Source organism: Streptomyces gottesmaniae (assembly GCF_031845845.1).
Taxonomy (GTDB): Bacteria; Actinomycetota; Actinomycetes; order Streptomycetales; family Streptomycetaceae; genus Streptomyces; species Streptomyces akebiae.
In genome coordinates this window covers 110,225-127,366 of sequence record NZ_JAVRFJ010000001.1, presented here as the reverse complement: position 1 = coordinate 127,366, position 17,142 = coordinate 110,225, and the positions used below count along the sequence as shown (strand labels likewise).

General features: G+C 72.5%; 16 protein-coding genes. 11 read left to right on the top strand and 5 right to left on the bottom strand.

Annotated features, from left to right (window positions below):
• Positions 1 to 91 precede the first annotated feature (91 nt).
• Complete coding sequence (locus tag RM704_RS00525) at positions 92 to 712, top strand: L-threonylcarbamoyladenylate synthase (protein ID WP_033528678.1); 621 nt, start codon at positions 92 to 94, stop codon at positions 710 to 712.
• 22 nt (positions 713 to 734) lie between these two features.
• Here the strand turns inward: RM704_RS00525 and RM704_RS00520 are convergent, their stop codons facing one another.
• A complete protein-coding gene (locus tag RM704_RS00520; RefSeq protein WP_033528677.1) occupies positions 735 to 1,760 on the bottom strand; it encodes a DUF6745 domain-containing protein in 1,026 nt (341 codons plus the stop codon).
• 72 nt (positions 1,761 to 1,832) lie between these two features.
• The gene (locus tag RM704_RS00515) at positions 1,833 to 2,159 is read right to left on the bottom strand and encodes a DUF8820 family protein (protein ID WP_033528676.1); all 327 of its coding nucleotides are present in this window, start codon (positions 2,157 to 2,159) and stop codon (positions 1,833 to 1,835) included.
• A 257-nt stretch (positions 2,160 to 2,416) separates the two neighbouring features.
• Here RM704_RS00515 and RM704_RS00510 point away from each other — a divergent pair, with 257 nt between their 5' ends.
• From RM704_RS00510 to RM704_RS00485, 6 genes are all read left to right on the top strand, one after another.
• Positions 2,417 to 3,385: an STM4015 family protein gene (locus RM704_RS00510; RefSeq protein ID WP_033528675.1), complete on the top strand. Its 969-nt coding sequence runs from the start codon at positions 2,417 to 2,419 to the stop codon at positions 3,383 to 3,385.
• A 125-nt stretch (positions 3,386 to 3,510) separates the two neighbouring features.
• Entirely contained in the window at positions 3,511 to 4,689 is a 1,179-nt protein-coding gene (locus RM704_RS00505) for an STM4014 family protein (protein ID WP_192829707.1), read from the top strand.
• A gap of 49 nt (positions 4,690 to 4,738) precedes the next feature.
• Positions 4,739 to 5,545, top strand: a complete 807-nt coding sequence (locus RM704_RS00500) for an STM4013/SEN3800 family hydrolase (RefSeq protein ID WP_107072338.1) — start codon at positions 4,739 to 4,741, stop codon at positions 5,543 to 5,545.
• The gene (locus RM704_RS00495; RefSeq protein ID WP_033528673.1) at positions 5,542 to 6,930 is read left to right on the top strand and encodes an STM4012 family radical SAM protein; all 1,389 of its coding nucleotides are present in this window, start codon (positions 5,542 to 5,544) and stop codon (positions 6,928 to 6,930) included. The genes RM704_RS00500 and RM704_RS00495 overlap by 4 nt, the downstream gene beginning before the upstream one ends.
• 7 nt (positions 6,931 to 6,937) lie before the next feature.
• Positions 6,938 to 7,816: an STM4011 family radical SAM protein gene (locus tag RM704_RS00490; RefSeq protein ID WP_033528672.1), complete on the top strand. Its 879-nt coding sequence runs from the start codon at positions 6,938 to 6,940 to the stop codon at positions 7,814 to 7,816.
• Positions 7,813 to 8,562, top strand: coding sequence for a thioesterase II family protein (locus RM704_RS00485; protein ID WP_033528671.1), 750 nt, complete (start codon positions 7,813 to 7,815; stop codon positions 8,560 to 8,562). The genes RM704_RS00490 and RM704_RS00485 overlap by 4 nt, the downstream gene beginning before the upstream one ends.
• Before the next feature lie 37 nt (positions 8,563 to 8,599).
• On the opposite strand, the gene RM704_RS00480 is transcribed toward RM704_RS00485, so the two are convergent.
• Entirely contained in the window at positions 8,600 to 9,304 is a 705-nt protein-coding gene (locus RM704_RS00480; protein ID WP_033528670.1) for a response regulator, read from the bottom strand.
• On the bottom strand, positions 9,301 to 10,944 hold the full coding sequence (locus tag RM704_RS00475) for a sensor histidine kinase (protein ID WP_052146184.1): 1,644 nt from the start codon (positions 10,942 to 10,944) through the stop codon (positions 9,301 to 9,303). The genes RM704_RS00480 and RM704_RS00475 overlap by 4 nt, the downstream gene beginning before the upstream one ends.
• A 335-nt stretch (positions 10,945 to 11,279) precedes the next feature.
• On the opposite strand from RM704_RS00475, the gene RM704_RS00470 reads away from it, so the two are divergent.
• Genes RM704_RS00470 through RM704_RS00460 form a run of 3 tightly spaced genes read left to right on the top strand, consistent with a single transcriptional unit; the run spans position 11,280 to position 14,306 of the window.
• Positions 11,280 to 12,263: a Bug family tripartite tricarboxylate transporter substrate binding protein gene (locus RM704_RS00470; protein WP_033528668.1), complete on the top strand. Its 984-nt coding sequence runs from the start codon at positions 11,280 to 11,282 to the stop codon at positions 12,261 to 12,263.
• Positions 12,260 to 12,805: a tripartite tricarboxylate transporter TctB family protein gene (locus RM704_RS00465; RefSeq protein WP_033528667.1), complete on the top strand. Its 546-nt coding sequence runs from the start codon at positions 12,260 to 12,262 to the stop codon at positions 12,803 to 12,805. Before RM704_RS00470 ends, RM704_RS00465 begins: the two co-directional genes overlap by 4 nt.
• A 1-nt stretch (position 12,806) precedes the next feature.
• Complete coding sequence (locus RM704_RS00460; protein WP_033528666.1) at positions 12,807 to 14,306, top strand: tripartite tricarboxylate transporter permease; 1,500 nt, start codon at positions 12,807 to 12,809, stop codon at positions 14,304 to 14,306.
• Positions 14,307 to 14,321: 15 nt separating this feature from the next.
• Here the strand turns inward: RM704_RS00460 and RM704_RS00455 are convergent, their stop codons facing one another.
• On the bottom strand, positions 14,322 to 14,846 hold the full coding sequence (locus RM704_RS00455; protein ID WP_033528841.1) for a hypothetical protein: 525 nt from the start codon (positions 14,844 to 14,846) through the stop codon (positions 14,322 to 14,324).
• A 313-nt stretch (positions 14,847 to 15,159) separates the two neighbouring features.
• Between RM704_RS00455 and RM704_RS00450 the strand changes: the two genes are divergently transcribed.
• Positions 15,160 to 17,082 carry an AMP-dependent synthetase/ligase gene (locus RM704_RS00450; protein WP_033528665.1) on the top strand — a complete coding sequence of 641 codons (1,923 nt, stop codon included), beginning with the start codon at positions 15,160 to 15,162 and terminating at the stop codon, positions 17,080 to 17,082.
• Positions 17,083 to 17,142 lie beyond the last annotated feature (60 nt).

Sequence of the window (17,142 nt, the reverse complement as noted above, 5' to 3'; positions counted from 1 at the left end):
GGTCGCGGCGGGTCGCGGTTCCCCGCGCCCCTTTTCGGGGCCCGCGGCCCCATCACGGGGCTCGGGTCGGGGTTGGGCATAAGCTCGGTCAATGGCCAAGTACTACGACGTGCACCCCGACAACCCCCAGCCGCGCGCCATCGGGCAGGTGGCCGACAGCATTCGTCAGGGTGGGCTCATCGCATATCCGACGGACTCCTGCTTCGCGCTCGGGTGCCAGCTGGGCAGTCGGGACGGCATCGAGCGGATCCGTACGATCCGGCAGCTCGACGACCGTCACCACTTCACCCTGGTGTGCGAGAACTTCGCGCAGCTGGGCCAGTTCGTACACGTCGACAACGACGTGTTCCGCGCCGTGAAGGCGTCGACACCGGGCAGTTACACCTTCATCCTCCCCGCGACGAGGGAGGTGCCCCGCAAGCTCCTGCACCCCAAGAAGAAGACTGTCGGAGTGCGCATCCCCGACCACCGGGTGGCCCAGGCGCTCCTCGCCGAACTGGGTGAACCCCTCGTCTCCAGCACCCTGCTGCTGCCCGACGAGGAGGAGCCGCTGACGCAGGGCTGGGAGATCAAGGAGCGCCTCGACTACCTGGTCGACGCGGTGGTCGACTCCGGGGACTGCGGCACGGAACCGACGACCGTCATCGACTTCTCCAGCGGCGAGGCCGAGATCATCCGCAAGGGCGCGGGCGACACCTCACGGTTCGAGTGAGGGCCGAGCACGGCGCCGGGGCTCAGGTCTGCCGCAGCGGCTCGTACGCCTCGGCGCTCAGGCCGAAGGTCCACGCCACACCTTCCCGGGCCGTGGTCGTGGTGGGCGGCACCCGCAGCCAGTAGGTGCGACTCGTGCCGTCCGGCTCCGGCGTGGAGTTGACGACCTCCACCATCACCACGTCCTCGTCGCCGGGCAGGGCTATGCGCCACAGCACACCCGTCTCGTCGCGGTGCACCGGCTGCGCCCCGGACTCCTCCAGGTAGCGGTCGTAACCGTGGTACTCGAGCATCACCCGGCGCAGCTCCGCGTTCTCCTCCGCACGGATCCGCTCCGGGGTCAACGAGGCGAGCCGGTCGAGGAATTCACCGGGGACGGGCAGCCCGCGCCAGGCGTGCAGGGCGAAGCCGTCACCGAAGGCCAGCGCGGGACCGTCGCCGCGGTCCAGACGGCCCGCCTCGTCGCGGTGCAGTTCCACCGGCCGTTCGGCGACGACCGCGACGCTCTCGTACGGCCACCACCAGCCGGCCGTGCGGGCCACCTCCGCGAGTGCGTCCAGCTCGGGGGCGGCGTCGAAGGCGGACAGCCAGGCCGCGTCGTGCTGGCCCAGGACCGCGTCCAGGAGCAGCAGCCGGACGCCGGTCTCCTCCTTGCGGTCGGCGGGGGCCAGCGCCTCGACGACACCGGTGCGGACACGGTCGACGAGGGGCCGGGTGGTCTCCCAGAGGTCGGCCCCGGTCGCCCGCCAGTGGTCGCTCCAGCCGGTGGGGCCCAACCGGGTGTGCAGCCGGGCGCGGGCGGCGGCGAGCGGTCTGTTGCGGACGGCGTCACGGACGCTCGCCCCGGTCGCGGGGAGCGCCTCGCCGTCCTCCACGGCCGCTCCCGACAGCAGCCGTACCGCCGCCAGGGGCGAGCGGGCCCACACGATCCGCTCGGGCTCCGGCAGCCCCGCCCGCCGGTACGCGAGGCGCACACCCGCCTCGGTCCGCGCCCGGTCGCCCGTGCCCGTGGCCGCCGCCACCGCCCGCCAACTCGCCTGCTCGTTCACGCCGTTCCTCCTGTATCCCGTTGCCTGTCCCCGCGGCTGCCGTGCCTCACGGCCGCCCTCTCCCCCATGCGTTCAGTCGGCGACGATCCGCACCGAACCCGGCACGTACTCGCGCTGGCGGACGACGCGGTACCAGCCCTTGGGCAGGGAGATCGCCGCGTGCTCCTCGTGGACGACACGGGCGCCCTCCGGCACGTGCAGCAGCATCGGTCCGAACGCGTCGGCCTCGCGGATCAGGCGGCCGGGGCCGACCACGGCGTGCGCGTGACCGGTGACCTCGCCGAGGGCGAGGACGAGCCGGCCCCGCCTGTCGCGCGGCTCCGACGCGGCGTCGAGCGCGCCGCGGGGCACGGCGCTCTCCGCCAACGGCGCGATGAGGACGTCTCCTTGCCGGTACATGGTTCTCCCTCCCGTCGGGCACTCCCCGTGCCACGAGACGACCGTAGGGGCAGCCACTGACAATCGGTCCCGCACGGCGGTTCGCCGGGGCGAGCGCAGGTGTTCGTCCACAGGACAGGGGTCCGCCGCACACGGTGTCAGTGCGGCTTGGTAGAACTCCTCTACCCGGCGGCGCTGTGCGCTCCGGGTGCGCAGCGGGCGGACCGGGCAGGGACTCGGCCACGTCCACGGACATGGAACGAAGGGGCGGGGCGCACATGACCATCGGGAGCCATCTGGAGGAGTTCCACGACCTGCCGGTCCACCGCTTCCCCACGTCGGTGAAGGACCCTCAGGGTGCTGCCGACCTGCCCGCGCCCGAGTCGGTGGCCTGGGCCGTCGCCGTGGACTCGTACGACAGCGAGGAGGCCTGGGAGGAGGCGTTCGCCCGGTTCCTGGCCTCGGTCGACACCGAGAAGGTGCGGGCGCTGGTGGTGGGCGCCTGGAGCGACGCCTACGACAACGGCCCCGAGGAGATCGTCGCGGCCCTGGTGGCGGCGAAGGACCGGCTGCCCTCGCTGCGCGCGCTGTTCCTCGGCGACATCGTGATGGAGGAGTGCGAGATCTCCTGGATCAACCAGGGGGATGTGAGCCCGCTGTTGCACGCCTTCCCGGAACTGGAGGAGTTCGGGGTGCGCGGCGGCCAGGGGCTCGTCTTCCCGCCGTTGCGGCACGAGCGGCTGCGGAGGCTGACGGTGGAGACCGGCGGCATGCCCGTCGCGGCCGTCCGGGGAGTCGCGGGCAGCGATCTGCCGGCCCTCGTCGAGCTGGACCTGTGGCTGGGCACCTCCGAGTACGGCGGCGACTCCGAGGTGAGCGACCTGGCGCCGATCCTCGCGGGCACCCGGCTCCCGGCCCTCAAGCATCTGGCGCTGCGCAACAGCGAGATGCAGGACGACATCTGCGCGGCCCTGGCCGCCGCCCCGGTGGTGGCCCGCCTCGACGTCCTGGACGTGTCGATGGGCGTCCTCACCGACGAGGGCGCGACCGCGCTCCTCACCGGTCAGCCGCTCACCCACCTCACCACCCTGGACCTGCACCACAACTACCTCAGCGCGGCGATACGGGACCGCCTCCGGGACTCCCTGGAGGCCGAGGGGGTCCAGGTCGACGTCGACGCCGACGACGCCGAGTCGGACGAGGAGGAGGACGGCACGGTGTGGCGGTTCGTCGCGGTGGGCGAGTGAACGCGTAGTCGGTGGGCGCGGGGCCGGTCGTCGCCGATCGGCCGGCGCGGGGTCGGCTGTCGCCGGATCGGTTGTCGCTGGGGCGGTTGTCGCGGGATCGCTTGGTCGCGCGCGGGTGGAGGGGGATGGGTGTGGCCGGTTGGACCGGTGCGACGGGCGCGGGGCCGGGCCCGTACAGGTGGGTGGTCGTCGGGAACGGGGAGAACCGTCGGGTCGGGCTGTTCGTCGCGGCGGCCGAGGCGGCCGGCGTCGGTGTGCCACGGGTCGTCGAGTGGCGGGACGTGCTGCGTGACGGCGGCCACGAGTTCGCCGACGACGAGATCGTCCGACTGGACTCGCCTGGTGAGAACGCCGAGGTGGACCGGCTGCTGCGGGACGTCGAGGACCCGACGCGGGTGGAGGGCTCGGCCACCTGGTACACCCGTTTCCTGGCCGCCGTGGCCTCCCTGCGGGGCGGGGTGCGGCTGGACGGTCCCGCGGACCTTGCGGTGCTGTTCGACAAACGGCTGTGCCACGCCCGGCTCGCCGCGGCGGGGGTCCCGGTGCCGCCGTCGCCCACCTCGGGCGACACGGTCACGGTGCGCGGCTGGGACGACGTACGGGCGGTGATGCGGGAGCACGGCATGCCGCGGGTCTTCGTGAAACCGGCCCACGGCTCCTCCGCGTCGGGTGTGCTGGCCGTCGAGTCGTCGGCGGGCGGGCGGCTGCGGGCCACCACCTCGGTGGAGATGGCCGACGGCGGCCCGCACGCCCCGCCGCGGCTGCACAACTCCCTGCGGGTGCGGCGCTACTCGGACGAGCGGGAGATCGCCGGCATCGTCGACGCCCTCGCGGCCGACGGCCTGCACATCGAGCGCTGGCTGCCCAAGGCGTCCGCGCAGGGCCGGTCCGCCGATCTCCGGGTGCTGGTCGTGGCGGGCCGGGCCACGCACGCGGTCGTCCGCACCAGCCGTTTCCCGATGACGAACCTCCATCTCGGCGGGGCACGGGGCGATCTGACCTCGGTCGTGGACGCGGCGGGCGACCGCTGGCGGCAGGCGCTGAACACCTGTGAGCGGGCCGCCGCCTGCTTCCCGGACACGTTGTGCGTCGGTGTGGACCTGCTCCCGGCGATCGGCTGGCGCCGGTTCACGGTGGGCGAGGTCAACGCGTTCGGCGATCTGCTGCCCCGGCTGACCGGACTGCCGGGTGGCCCGGCGGAAGGCCTCGACACCTACGCGGCCCAACTCGCGGCGGTGCGGAGCGCGATGCTCCCGACGCACTCGCACCACCCCCAGGCAAGGAAAGACCATGCATCCTTCTGACCGGGCCGACACGGCCCAGCGGCCCCCCGGAACCGTCCGGCCGCCCGACATGAACGAGGTGGTGGGCCGGGACGACCTGCTGCTGCTCACCCTCGACACCCTGCGGTACGACGTGGCGGTGCGGCTCGTGCGGGAGGGCCGGCTGCCGAACCTGGCCGCCCGTCTGCCGGGCGGCACATGGGAGAAGCGGCACGCGCCCGGCAGTTTCACCTACGCCTCGCACCAGGCGATGTTCGCGGGGTTCCTGCCCACCCCGGCGGCGCCCGGACCGCATCCCCGGCTCTTCGCGGGCCGGTTCGCCGGCAGCGAGACCACCGAGGGGCGCACCTTCGTCTTCGACAGCCCCGACCTGGTCTCGGGGCTCGCCGCGCACGGCTACCGCACGGTGTGCATCGGGGGCGTCGGCTTCTTCAACAAGCAGGGGGCGCTCGGCAGTGTCCTGCCGGACCTGTTCCAGGAGAGCCACTGGGAACCGGAGTTCTCCGTGGCGTCACCGACGTCCTTCGAGTCCCAGGTGGCCCGTGCCGAGCGGGTCGTGTCCCAACTCCCCGCCGAGCAGCGGCTGTTCCTGTTCCTCAACGTCTCGGCGCTGCACCAGCCCAACTGGTTCCATCTGCCGGGCGCCACCCGTGAGGCGGGCGACAGCCTGGCCACGCACGCGGCGGCCCTGGAGTACGTCGACCGGCACATCGGCCGGCTCTTCGCCGCGATGAGTTCACGGCGGCGCTGCTTCGCCGTCGTCTGTTCCGACCACGGGACCACCTACGGCGAGGACGGTTACACCGGGCACCGCCTCGGCCACGAGGCCGTGTGGACCGTCCCCTACAGCCACTTCTTCCTGGAGCCGTCCGCATGAGCGTGATCGAGACCGGGCCCCGATCCGGGGCCGGCGCCGCCGGCAGGGCCGTCACCGGGGCAGCGGTTCGCCCCTACCAGCACTATGTGTACGCCTACCCGCACAAGACGGCGTACCGGAAGCTGCCCGGCGCACCACGGCTCGCCCAGCTGTGGGCCGGGGAGTCACGGCAGGCGCTGTCGCTGTACGCGCACATACCGTTCTGCGAGGTGCGCTGCGGCTTCTGCAACCTCTTCACGCGGATCGGCGCGCCCGACGGGCTGACCGGCCGCTATCTCGACGCCCTCGAACGGCAGGCGATCGCGGTGCGGGAGGCCCTAGGGGACGCGGAGCCGGTGCGGTTCGCGAACGCCGCGTTCGGTGGGGGCACCCCGACGTTCCTGGAGGCCGCGGAGCTGGAGCGGCTGTGCGACATCGCCGAGCGGCACATGGGCGCGGACCTGCGGGCGATCCCGCTGTCGGTCGAGGCCTCCCCGGCCACGGCGACGGCCGACCGGCTGTCCGTACTGGCCGAGCGGGGCACCACGCGGCTGAGCCTGGGCGTGCAGAGCTTCGTGCCCAAGGAGGCGCGCGCGGCCGTACGACCGCAGCGGCGGTCCGACGTGGAGGCGGCGCTGTCACGGATCCGGGACGCCGCCGTCCCCGTCCTGAACATCGACCTGATCTACGGCATCGACGGGCAGACGGCGGCCAGTTGGCGGCTGTCGCTGGACGCGGCCCTCGCGTGGCGGCCGGAGGAGATCTACCTCTACCCGCTCTACGTGCGGCCGTTGACGGGTCTCGGCCGGAACGCCGACCCGGAGCTCGCGGACCGCGACTGGGACGAGCAGCGGCTGCGGCGCTACCGCGAGGGCCGCGACCACCTCCTCACGCACGGCTACGAGCAGGTCTCCATGCGCATGTTCCGCCGCGCGGACGCTCCGCCGCAGGGCCCGGACGACCACGCCTGCCAGACCGACGGCATGATCGGCCTGGGCTGCGGAGCCCGTTCGTACACGTCGAAGGTGCACTACTCCTTCGACTACGCGGTGAACATGGGCCAGATCCGCTCGATCATCGACGACTACACCACCACCGGCGACTTCGGCCGGGCGCTGCACGGTCGTGCGGTCGACGAGGACGAGGCGCGGCGTCGCCATCTGCTGCAGTCGCTGCTGCAGGCGCGGGGGCTGCCGGTCGAGGACTACCGGCGGCGGTTCGGGTCGGACCCGTACGAGGACTTCGCGGTGGAGCTGGACCTGCTGGCCGCGCGCGGCTGGCTCGCGGACACGGAGAGCGACCTGCTGAGGCTCTCCGACGAGGGGCTGGCGCACTCGGACGCCATCGGTCCCGAGTTCTTCTCTCCCGCCGTCCGGGCGGCCATGGCCGCGTACGAGCTGAAGTGACGCCCCCATGGACCTGACGATCCTCTACCGGGGCCCGCTCGCCTCCTGCGACTACGACTGCCCCTACTGCCCTTTCGCCAAGCGCCGTGACTCCTCGGAACAACTGCGCGCGGACCGTGCGGCCCTGGACCGTTTCAGCGCATGGGCCCGGGAACAGACCGGCGACCGGCTCTCGGTGCTGTTCACGCCGTGGGGCGAGGGACTGGTGCGCTCCTGGTACCGCAGAGCCCTGGTCGAGCTCTCCCACGAGCCGCACATCGACCGGGTGGCGATCCAGACGAACCTGAGCTGCCGCACGGAATGGCTGGCGGAGGCCGACCCGGCCACGGTGGCCCTGTGGTGCACGTACCACCCCGGCCAGACCCCGTACGACCGGTTCCTCGGCAAGGCGCTGCGACTGGCCGGGAGCGGAATCCGCTTCAGCGTGGGGATCGTCGGACTGCCCGAGCACCTGGAGCACGCCAGGCGACTGCGCGCGGAGCTGCCGGAGCAGGTGTATCTGTGGGTGAACGCCGCCGAGGGGCACACCTACACCGACGAGGAGGCGGCGCTCTGGACCGGGCTGGACCCGCTCTTCCCCTTCAGCCGCCACCCGCACCGCTCGGCGGGCCGCGCCTGCCGCACCGGCTCCACGGTCATATCGGTGGACGGTGAGGGCACGGTCCGGCGCTGTCACTTCGTCAAGACCGAACTGGGCAATCTCTACGACGGATCCTTCCGTTCGGCACTCGCCCCCCGCCCCTGCCCGCTGTCCGTCTGCGACTGCCACATCGGCTACGTTCACCTGGAAACGCTCCCGCTGTACGACGTCTTCGCGGGCGGCGTCCTGGAACGCGTGCCGACGCCGGCGGCGCGACGAGGAATCGGAATGCGAGTGAGTCCATGACCTCAGCGGTCAACAGCGGTCCGTGGGTACGGCGTTACCGGCCCGCGCCCGAGGCCGCCGTGCGGCTGCTGTGTCTGCCGCACGCCGGTGGTTCGGCGAGCGCCTACCACCCCATGGCGCTGGCTCTCGCCCCGGCGGCCGATGTACTGGCCGCGCAGTACCCGGGGCGACAGGACCGTTTCACCGAGCCCCCGTCGGAGAGCGTCCGGGAACTGGCCGAGCGGATCGTCGAGGCCGTCACCGGTGACGACGACCGGCCGCTCGCCCTCTTCGGGCACAGCATGGGCGCGGTCGTCGCCTACGAGGCGGCACTGGCGCTGGAGGCGGCCGGCCGGACGCCGGTGCGGCTGTTCGTCTCGGGGCGGCGGGCGCCGTCCGCGGTCCGGGTCGGCCCCGAGCTGCACCGCGGCAGCGACGCCGAACTGCTCCGGGCGGTACGCCGGTTGGGCGGCACCGACGGGCAGGTCTTCGAGGACGAGGAGCTGGTGCGACTCGTCCTGCCCGCACTGCGCGGCGACTACAAGGCGCTGGAGACGTACGAGCCGCGCCCCGACGACCGGCTGACCTGTCCGATCACCGTCCTCACCGGCGACACCGACCCCGTGACGCCGGTGGCGGACGCGCGGGCCTGGAGCGACCACACCGACGGACCGACCGAGCTGTGTGTCTTCCCCGGCGGTCACTTCTACCTCAACGACCGGCCGCGGGAGGTCGTCGACGTCGTACGGCGGCACCTGGGGCTGTGACCGGGGCGACGCCCGCGGGTGGGGCGGGCCGCAGGAATCACATGCGCCAGCTGTAGCGCCGCTCCGGGCGCCCGGCCACGCCGTAGCGCAGGGAGACGTCCGCGCTGCCGGTGCTGTGGAAGTACTCCAGGTAGCGGCGGGCGCTGACGCGGGAGATGCCGGTGAGGGTGGCGCACTCGGTGGCGGAGAGGGTGCCGTCGGCGGCGCGGAGGGTGGCCTCGATCAGCTCGGCGGTCTCCACGCTCATGCCCTTGGGCAGGGCGCCGGCCGTCGACGCCGGGGCGGTGGCTCCGGCGAGGACCCGGTCCACGTCGGCCTGGCCGCGGACGACGGTGGTGAGCAGCCGGCCGCGCTGGGCGGCGTACCGCTGGAGCCGGGAGCGCAGTTCCTCGAACTCGAAGGGTTTGAGGAGGTAGTCGACGACGCCGTGGCGGACCGCGCCGCGCACGCTGTCGGCCTCCCGGGCGGCGCTGATGACCATGACGTCGCAGTCGTGCCCGGCGGTACGCAGCCGCGGTATGACGTCGAGGCCGAAGCCGTCGGGGAGGTAGAGGTCGAGGAGGACGAGGTCGGGGCGGAGTTCGTCGACGGCGGCGACGGCCTGTTCGCCGGTGCTGGCGACGCCGACGACGTGGAACGGCTCGACGCGTTCGACGAAGGTGCGGTGGACCCTGGCCACCATGAAGTCGTCGTCGACCACGAGCACGTCGATGGTGCCGGGTGGGCTGCTCGTGCCGGTCATGGTGTCGCTCCTTCCGCCACCGCGTCGGCGAGGTGGCTGACGGTCATGCGGGCGGTGAACATGGCCCCGTCGGGGGTGTTGGTCACCGAGATCTCACCGCCGTGGCGTTCGCAGACCAGGCGGGTGAGGGCCAGGCCGATGCCGCGCTCGCCCTCCCGCGCGGCCTTGGTGGTGAAACCGTGCGAGAAGACCTCACGGGCGAGTTCGGGGGCCACACCCGGGCCCGAGTCGCGGACGACGATCTCGACGCTGGAGGCGTCCTGGCGCAGTTCCACCTCGACCCAGGCCTCCCGGGCGTCGGCGCCGGCCCAGCGGTCGGGGTCGTCGGACGCGGTCGTGGTGGCGGCCGCGTCCACGGCGTTGTCGACGAGGTTGCCGACGACGGTCGCCACGTCGGCGGCGTCCTCGGGGGCGAGCCGGTCCAGGTTGGTGGCGTCCGAGATCCGCAGGGCGACCCGGCGTTCGGCGGCCAGCGAGGTCTTCGCCGTGAGCAGGGCGGCGACGGCGGTGTCGCGGACGCGGCGGCTGAGGGTGACGTCCAGGGAGTGGCGGTGCCGGCTCAGCGCCCGGATGTAGTGGACGACCTCGTCCTGCTCGCCGATCTGGATGAGCCCGGAGATGGTGTGCAGCTGGTTGGCGAACTCGTGGGCCTGGGCGCGCAGCAGCTCGGAGGAGCTGCGGAAGGAGCCGATCTCGCGTTCGAGGCGGGCCAGCTCGGTGCGGTCCCGGAGGGTGGTGACGGACCCGAGGTGGCGGCCGTCCTTGGTGACCGTCATGCGGTTCATCACCAGGACCCGGCCCCGGCGGATCACGACCTCGTCGCGCTGGTGGGGCGCCTCCTCCTGGGCCCCGGCCAGGACGTCACGCAGACGTCCCTCGACGCCGAGGTCGGTGAGGCTCTTGCCGACGCAGTCCTCGGGCAGGTCCAGCAGTCGTCGGCCCATCTCGTTGACGAGGGTGAGCCGGTGGTGGGGGTCCAGGGCGACCACGCCCTCGGCGATGCCGTAGAGCATGGCCTCGCGGTGTTCGGCGAGGCCGGCGATCTCCTGGGGCTCCAGGCCGAGGGTCTGCCGTTTGACGCGCCGGGCGAGCAGCCAGGAGCCGACGAGGCCGAGGCCGCTGGCGATGCCGAGGTAGGCGAGGAGGTAGGAGGAGGCGCCGCTGAGGCGCTGCCACACGGTGGGGGACGCCTCGCCGATCATGACGGTGCCCAGCAGCAGGCCGAGGTTGTCGTTGGTCGTCGCGCCGAGCACGGGAACCTGGGCCACGAGCTCGCGGCTGCCGTCGAGGGTCAGTGAGCCGGACCAGCCGCGGCCCGCGACGGCGCCCTCGCCCACCGGCATCGGGTCGCCGATCGCCGTGGGGTCGGTGGAGCTGACGATCCGGCCGTCGGCGTCGGCGACGGTGACCGAGGTGACTCCGGACTGGGTCTGGGTGGAGTTCACCAGGGGGGCCAGCGCCTCGTGCGCGACGGGCCGCGCGAGGCGGTCGCGCACCAGCGGGTTGGCGGCGAGCTGCTCGGCGAGCGCGGTGACCCGGCGGCCCTCGACGCGGTTGAAGGTGGCCGCCGACTGCGTGAGCGAGACCGCCGCGACCGCCAGCAGCACCACCACGACGATGGCGAGCTGGAGGACCAGCATCTCGCCTGCGAGGGTATGGCGACGGAACACCACGACGGACTCTTCTCTCGTGCCGACGCCGTCCCGGGCGTCTCGCTCGTTTCTCGTGCCGACGCCACGTCGGGCGTCTCGCGGCCGGGGCGCCGCCTTGTGCGGTGGGTCGCACAATCATGGCGCCCACGTCCCATCCGGGAAAGGGAGGTGTGGGGGACGTGCCCATAAGGTGACAGGGGCCGTGACCACTACGACCACAACTTCCGTTGCTTCCGCAAGGGCGTCAGCTCCGTCCCGCGCGGGCACGATGTGGCCCAGGTCACCCTTCCCCCCTCGACCCGAACCGACAGGTGGTGGCATTCGTGCAGCTGCGCACCCCGCTCGCCCTGCTCGGGGCGGCCCTGCTCGTGCTCGTGGGACCGCCCCTGCTGACCACCGGCAGCGGCAGCGAGACAGGCACGCAGATCCCTGGTCTGCGTTTCATGGTGCCGAACACACCGGGCGGTGGCTACGACATCACGGCGCGGACGGCCGCGAAGAACGCCGAGGACGCCGGGCTCAGCCACAACATCGAGGTGTTCAATCTGCCGGGCGCCGGCGGCACGGTCGGGCTGAGCCGGCTGGTGAGCGAGCACGGCAACGGCAGGCTCGCGATGTCGATGGGGCTCGGTGTCGTCGGCGCCGTCCGCTCCAACGACGCGCCGAAGACCCTCGCCGACACCACGCCGATCGCCCGCCTCACCGAGGAGCAGGACGTCGTGGTGGTCGCGAAGGACTCCCCGTACAAGACGATCGACGAGCTCGTCGGGGCCTGGAAGGACGACCCGGGCAAGCTGCCGGTGGGCGGGGGTTCGGCGCCGGGCGGGCCCGACCATCTGGCGCCGATGCTGATGGCGCAGGCCGCCGGGATCGCGCCGAAGGACGTCAACTACATCCCCTTCGACGGCGGCGGTGAGCTGCTCGCCTCGATCCTGGGCGACAAGGTCTCCTTCGGGGTGTCCGGCGTCGGCGAGTACCTGGACCAGATCAGGGCGGGCGAGCTGCGGCTGCTCGCGGTGACCGGCCCGAAGCGGGTGGCGGGGCTGGACGCGCCGACCCTGCGGGAGGCCGGCTACGACGTGAACTTCACCAACTGGCGCGGCATCGTCGCCCCGCCCGGTCTCACCGAGGCCGAGCGCGACAAGCTCACCCGGCTGATCGAGGAGCTGCACGACTCGCCCCAGTGGCGGCAGTCGATGAAGCGACACGGCTGGGACGACGCGTTCCTCACCGGCGACGCGTTCGGCGACTTCCTGGACGCCCAGGACAGGCGCGTGGTGTCGGTACTGAAGGAGCTGGGCCTGTGACCACGGAGACGGACACCACCGGCACTCCCCCGGCAGCCGCCGACGCACGCCGCTCCTGGCTGCGCGACCACTCCGAGCTCGGCGTCTGTGTCCTGCTGCTGGCGCTCGGCGTCCTGGTCCTGACCGACGCGCTCACCATGGACGTCGACATCGCGCAGCGCGGGCCGGTCGGCCCGAGGACCGTGCCGGTGGTGGTGGGCGGCGGTCTGCTGCTGGTCGCGGCGCTGCTCGCGGTGGACGTGCTGCGCGGCGGCCGGGGCCAGGCCGAGGGCGGCGAGGACATCGACCTGTCGGAGCCCGCCGACTGGCGCACGGTGCTGCTGCTGGCCGGGGTGTTCCTCGGCGCCGCCGTCCTGATCGAACCGCTCGGCTTCCCCATATCCGGCGCCCTGCTGTTCTGGGGCGCGGCGTACGCGCTCGGCAGCCGGCGCCTGGACCGGGATCCGCTCATCGCGGCCGTCATCTCCCTGGTCACCTATGCCGTGTTCGACAACCTGCTCGGGGTGCCGCTGCCCGGCGGCCCGCTGATGGGAGTGCTCTGACATGGACGCCCTCAGCTCCCTCCTCGACGGCTTCGCCACGGCCCTGACCCCGATCAACCTGCTGTGGGCCGCGATCGGTGTCCTGCTGGGCACGGCGATCGGTGTGCTGCCCGGGATCGGGCCCGCCATGGCGGTGGCGTTGTTGCTGCCGGTGACGTACGGGCTGAACCCGGTCGGCGCGTTCATCATGTTCGCGGGCATCTACTACGGGGCGATGTTCGGCGGTTCCACCACCTCGATCCTCCTGAACACGCCCGGGGAGAGCGCGGCCGTGGTCGCCGCCATGGAGGGCAACCCGATGGCCAAGTCCGGGCGCGGCGCGCAGGCGTTGGCGGCGGCCGCCATCGGGCACTTCGCGGGCGGCATGGTCGGCACGGTCCTGCTGGTGGCGCTGGCGCCGAAGGTCGCCGAGCTGGCCGTGGACATCGGAGCCCCCGACTACTTCGCGATCATGGTGCTGGCGTTCATCGCCGTGACGTCCGTCCTCGGCTCGTCCCGCGTCCGGGGCCTCGCGTCCCTCCTCATCGGCCTGACGATCGGGCTGGTGGGCCTGGACCAGATGACCGGCCAGCAGCGCCTGACCTTCGGTTCCCTCCAGCTCGCCGACGGTGTCGACGTGGTGATCGTCGCGGTCGGTCTGTTCGCCATCGGGGAGGCCCTGTGGGTGGCGGCGCATCTGCGGCGCACCCCGCCGGAGCCGATCCCGGTGGGCCGGCCGTGGCTCGGCCGCTCCGATGCGCGGCGGACCTGGAAGGCCTGGGCGCGGGGCCCGTTCATAGGCTTCCCGTTCGGCGCGATCCCGGCGGGCGGCGCCGAGATCCCCACCTTCCTGTCGTACGTCACCGAGAAGCGGCTGTCGAAGCACAAGGAGGAGTGGGGCAAGGGCGCCATCGAGGGTGTCGCGGGCCCGGAGTCCGCGGCGTCGGCCTCGGCGGCGGGCACCCTCGTCGCCATGCTGACCCTCGGGCTGCCCACGACGGCGGTCGCGGCGGTCATGCTGGCCGCCTTCCAGCAGTACGGCATCCAGCCCGGCCCGCTGCTCTTCGAACGCGAGCCGGACCTGGTGTGGGGCCTGATCGCCTCGCTCTTCGTCGGCATGGTGCTGCTGCTCGCGCTCAATCTGCCGCTGGCCCCGGTGTGGGCGAAGCTGCTGCGCATCCCGCGCCCGTACCTCTACGCGGGGATCCTGTTCTTCGCGGCGGTCGGCGCGTACGCGGTCGGCGGTGAGGTGATCGACCTGGTGATCCTGCTGATCATCGGTCTGATCGGCTTCGGTATGCGCCGCTACGGCCTGCCGGTGCTGCCCGCCGTCATCGGTGTGATCCTCGGTCCAGGCGCCGAGCAGCAGCTGCGACGGGCCCTGCAGATCAGTGACGGCAGCGTCTCCGGTCTGGTGAACACACCGTTCTCGGTGACGGTGTACGTGATCATCGCCGTGCTGCTGGCCTGGCCGCTGCTGAGGCGGCTGGTCACCGGCAGGCGCACGGCCCGGGCCGGATGAGCGGGGGCCGGGCGCTCAGCTCGCGCCCCGCTCCGCTTCCTCGTGCAGGAAGGCGCTGATCTGCCCGGCGATGTCCGCTCGGCCCGGACCGCCCGCCGGGTCGAGGAGGTCCTCGTCCACGCCGATGCCGCCGGACCACAGATACCGCTCGGTCCACTCCTCGTCGGCGCGCAGCTGGACCTGGATGTCGAACTGGGTGAGGTGGGCCTCCGGGGCGGCCGCGTACAGGACGGAGGTGGCGCGGCGCAGCGGGTAGAGGTCGTAGCCCTCGATGAACTTGGAGTTGCGCCAGTCGAGGAAGGCGCTCTCGCCGTCGGGGCCGGTACGGATGTCGAGCTGGCCGTCCTCCAGGTGGAGGCCGACGTGGTCGCTGCCCCGGTTCTCCACGGTCACCCGGAACCGGAAGTACGTCAGCCCCTCGGCGGCGTCGTCGCGTCCCCGTGGGGGTTCCGCGCACTCCACTCCGTGGACGCGCACACGCAGGCCGGCCAGGTCGCCGTCGTACTCCTGCCAGTCCCCGATCACGTTGGGCTCGCGCACCGTCCACCTCTCCACATCGGCGGGACACCTCCCGCGTCGCGCGCACCACAGTGCCACACCCGTCGGACGTCCGGGTCTGGGGCATTACCGCCGGTCAGAGGTGATCAAGCCGTGTGCAGCGACGATTGCCGGGAGGATCCCGCGAAGGGGGGCGCCCACGTGCCGCACATCACGTTCACGGCCCACAGTGCGGATACGCGCAGGCCGACTTGCCGATTCCCCGAGCGGTCGTCGGCGCCGTACGCTACGTTCGATCACCGCCGGTTGGCGCACCGTCGGCGAGGTCGCGTGCAGGGAAGGTTCTGAGCGTCGCATGGGCAACTTCGGCATCGCTCCACCGACGGGCCCCGTCATGGCCGGAGGGCTGTCCGATCCGCTGTTCGAGACGGCGAACCGCGATCCCGCTCTGCCGCAGATCGCGCGCCGGGACAGCGCCTCCCCCGACACCTGGACGCGGGTGAGCGCGGCCGAGGCACGGGACGAAGTGACCGATCTGGCCAAGGGGTTGATCGCGTCCGGGATCCGTCCGGGCAACCGGGTGGCCGTGATGGCGCGGACCCGGTACGAGTGGACGGTGCTCGCCGTCGCGCTGTGGGCCGTGGGCGCCGAGATCGTGCCGGTCTGTCCGACGTCGTCGCGCGACCAGATCGAGTGGATCCTGCGGGACGCGGCCTGTGTGGGCGTGGTCGTCGAGGACGAGCTGGGTGTGATGACCGTCGGCTCGGTGTGCGCCAAGCTGCCGCTGCTGCGGTACGTCTGGCAGCTGGACACCGAGTCCCTGCCGCAGCTGGTGGAGGCGGGCCGGGACGTACCGGACGCGACGGTGGACTCGCTGCGCCGCATCGTCATGCCGGACTCCACCGCCGTGATCGCGTACACCTCGGGCACGACCGGCCGGCCCCGGGGCTGCGCGCTCTCCCACCGCAGCCTCGCCAGCCCCTGTGACGCCCTGCTCGCCGGCTGGCGGCAGACGGCGGCGGCGCCCGGTGAACAGCCGGCGATCCTGGCCTTCCTGCCGTTCTCGCACGTCTACGGTCTGATGATCCAGGGGATGTGTCTGCGCGGCGGGCTGCTCCTCGCACACGAGCCCGAGTTCAGCGAGGAGGCGCTGTCCGCCGCACTGCGGTCGTTCCGGCCGACGTTCCTCTTCGGGGTCCCGTACCTCTTCGAGAGGATCTACAAGAACTTCCTGCGCAAGGCCCAACAGGCGGGCCGCGGGCCGCTGTTCGAACGGGCGGTGCGCACGGCCCAGGACCACGCCCTCGCCGTGGAGCGGCAGCGGCTGGACACGGGTCCCGGGCCGGCGATGGACCTGAAGCTGCAACACGCCTTCTTCGAGAAGACGGTGTACCGCAAACTACGCGCGGCGCTGGGCGGCCGGGTGCGCGGCGGCTGTTCGGGCGGTTCCCCCCTCAACCGCGACCTGACTCTGTTCTACGCGGGCATCGGCATCCTCATCCACGACGGGTACGGCCTGACCGAGACCGCGGGGGGCATCACCGCCCAGCCGGTGGGCCGGGAGAAGTTCGGCACCGTGGGCCGTCCGCTGCCGGGCACCGAGATCCGGGTGGCGCGGGACGGGGAGATCCTGGTCAACGGGCCTTCGGTGTTCCAGGGGTACGTCAACGACGAGGCGGGCACCCGGGCCGCGCTCCAGGACGGCTGGCTGGCCACGGGGGACATCGGGCGGCTGGACTCCGAGGGCTATCTGTCGATCACGGGCCGCAAGAAGGAGATCATCATCACCAGCGGGGGCAAGGGGGTGGCCCCCGCGCCGCTGGAGGAGCAGCTCCGGACGCATCCGCTGATCCACCAGGCGGTCGTCGTGGGCGACAACCGGCCCTGTGTGGGTGCGCTGCTCACGCTGGACCCGGAGTTCCTCGCGCACTGGCGGATGTCGTTGTCCGCGCCGGGCGAGTTGCTGGGGCGGGAGGCGCGGGAGGAGAACGCGCTGCGGCAGGAGGTGCTGCGGGCGATCGCCGCGGCCAACAGCACGGTGTCGCGCGCGGAGTCGATCCGTGTCTACCGCATCCTGCCCGAACCCTTCGACCTCGCCAACGGGATGCTGACCCCGTCGATGAAGCTGCGCCGGGACACCATCGTCCAGCGGTACGAGGCCGAGATCGAGGCGATGTACGCGACCTCTGCGCGGACCGCCCGCCGCACCCTCTCGGAGGAGATCGCGGGCTGGGACGACTCGGACCCCGACGACGTGTTCCGGCGCGCCCGGCACTGACCGCGCGGCCCCCTCCGCCCACAGGCCGAGCCGCTGTTGACGAAAGGGTCCTGCGGATGC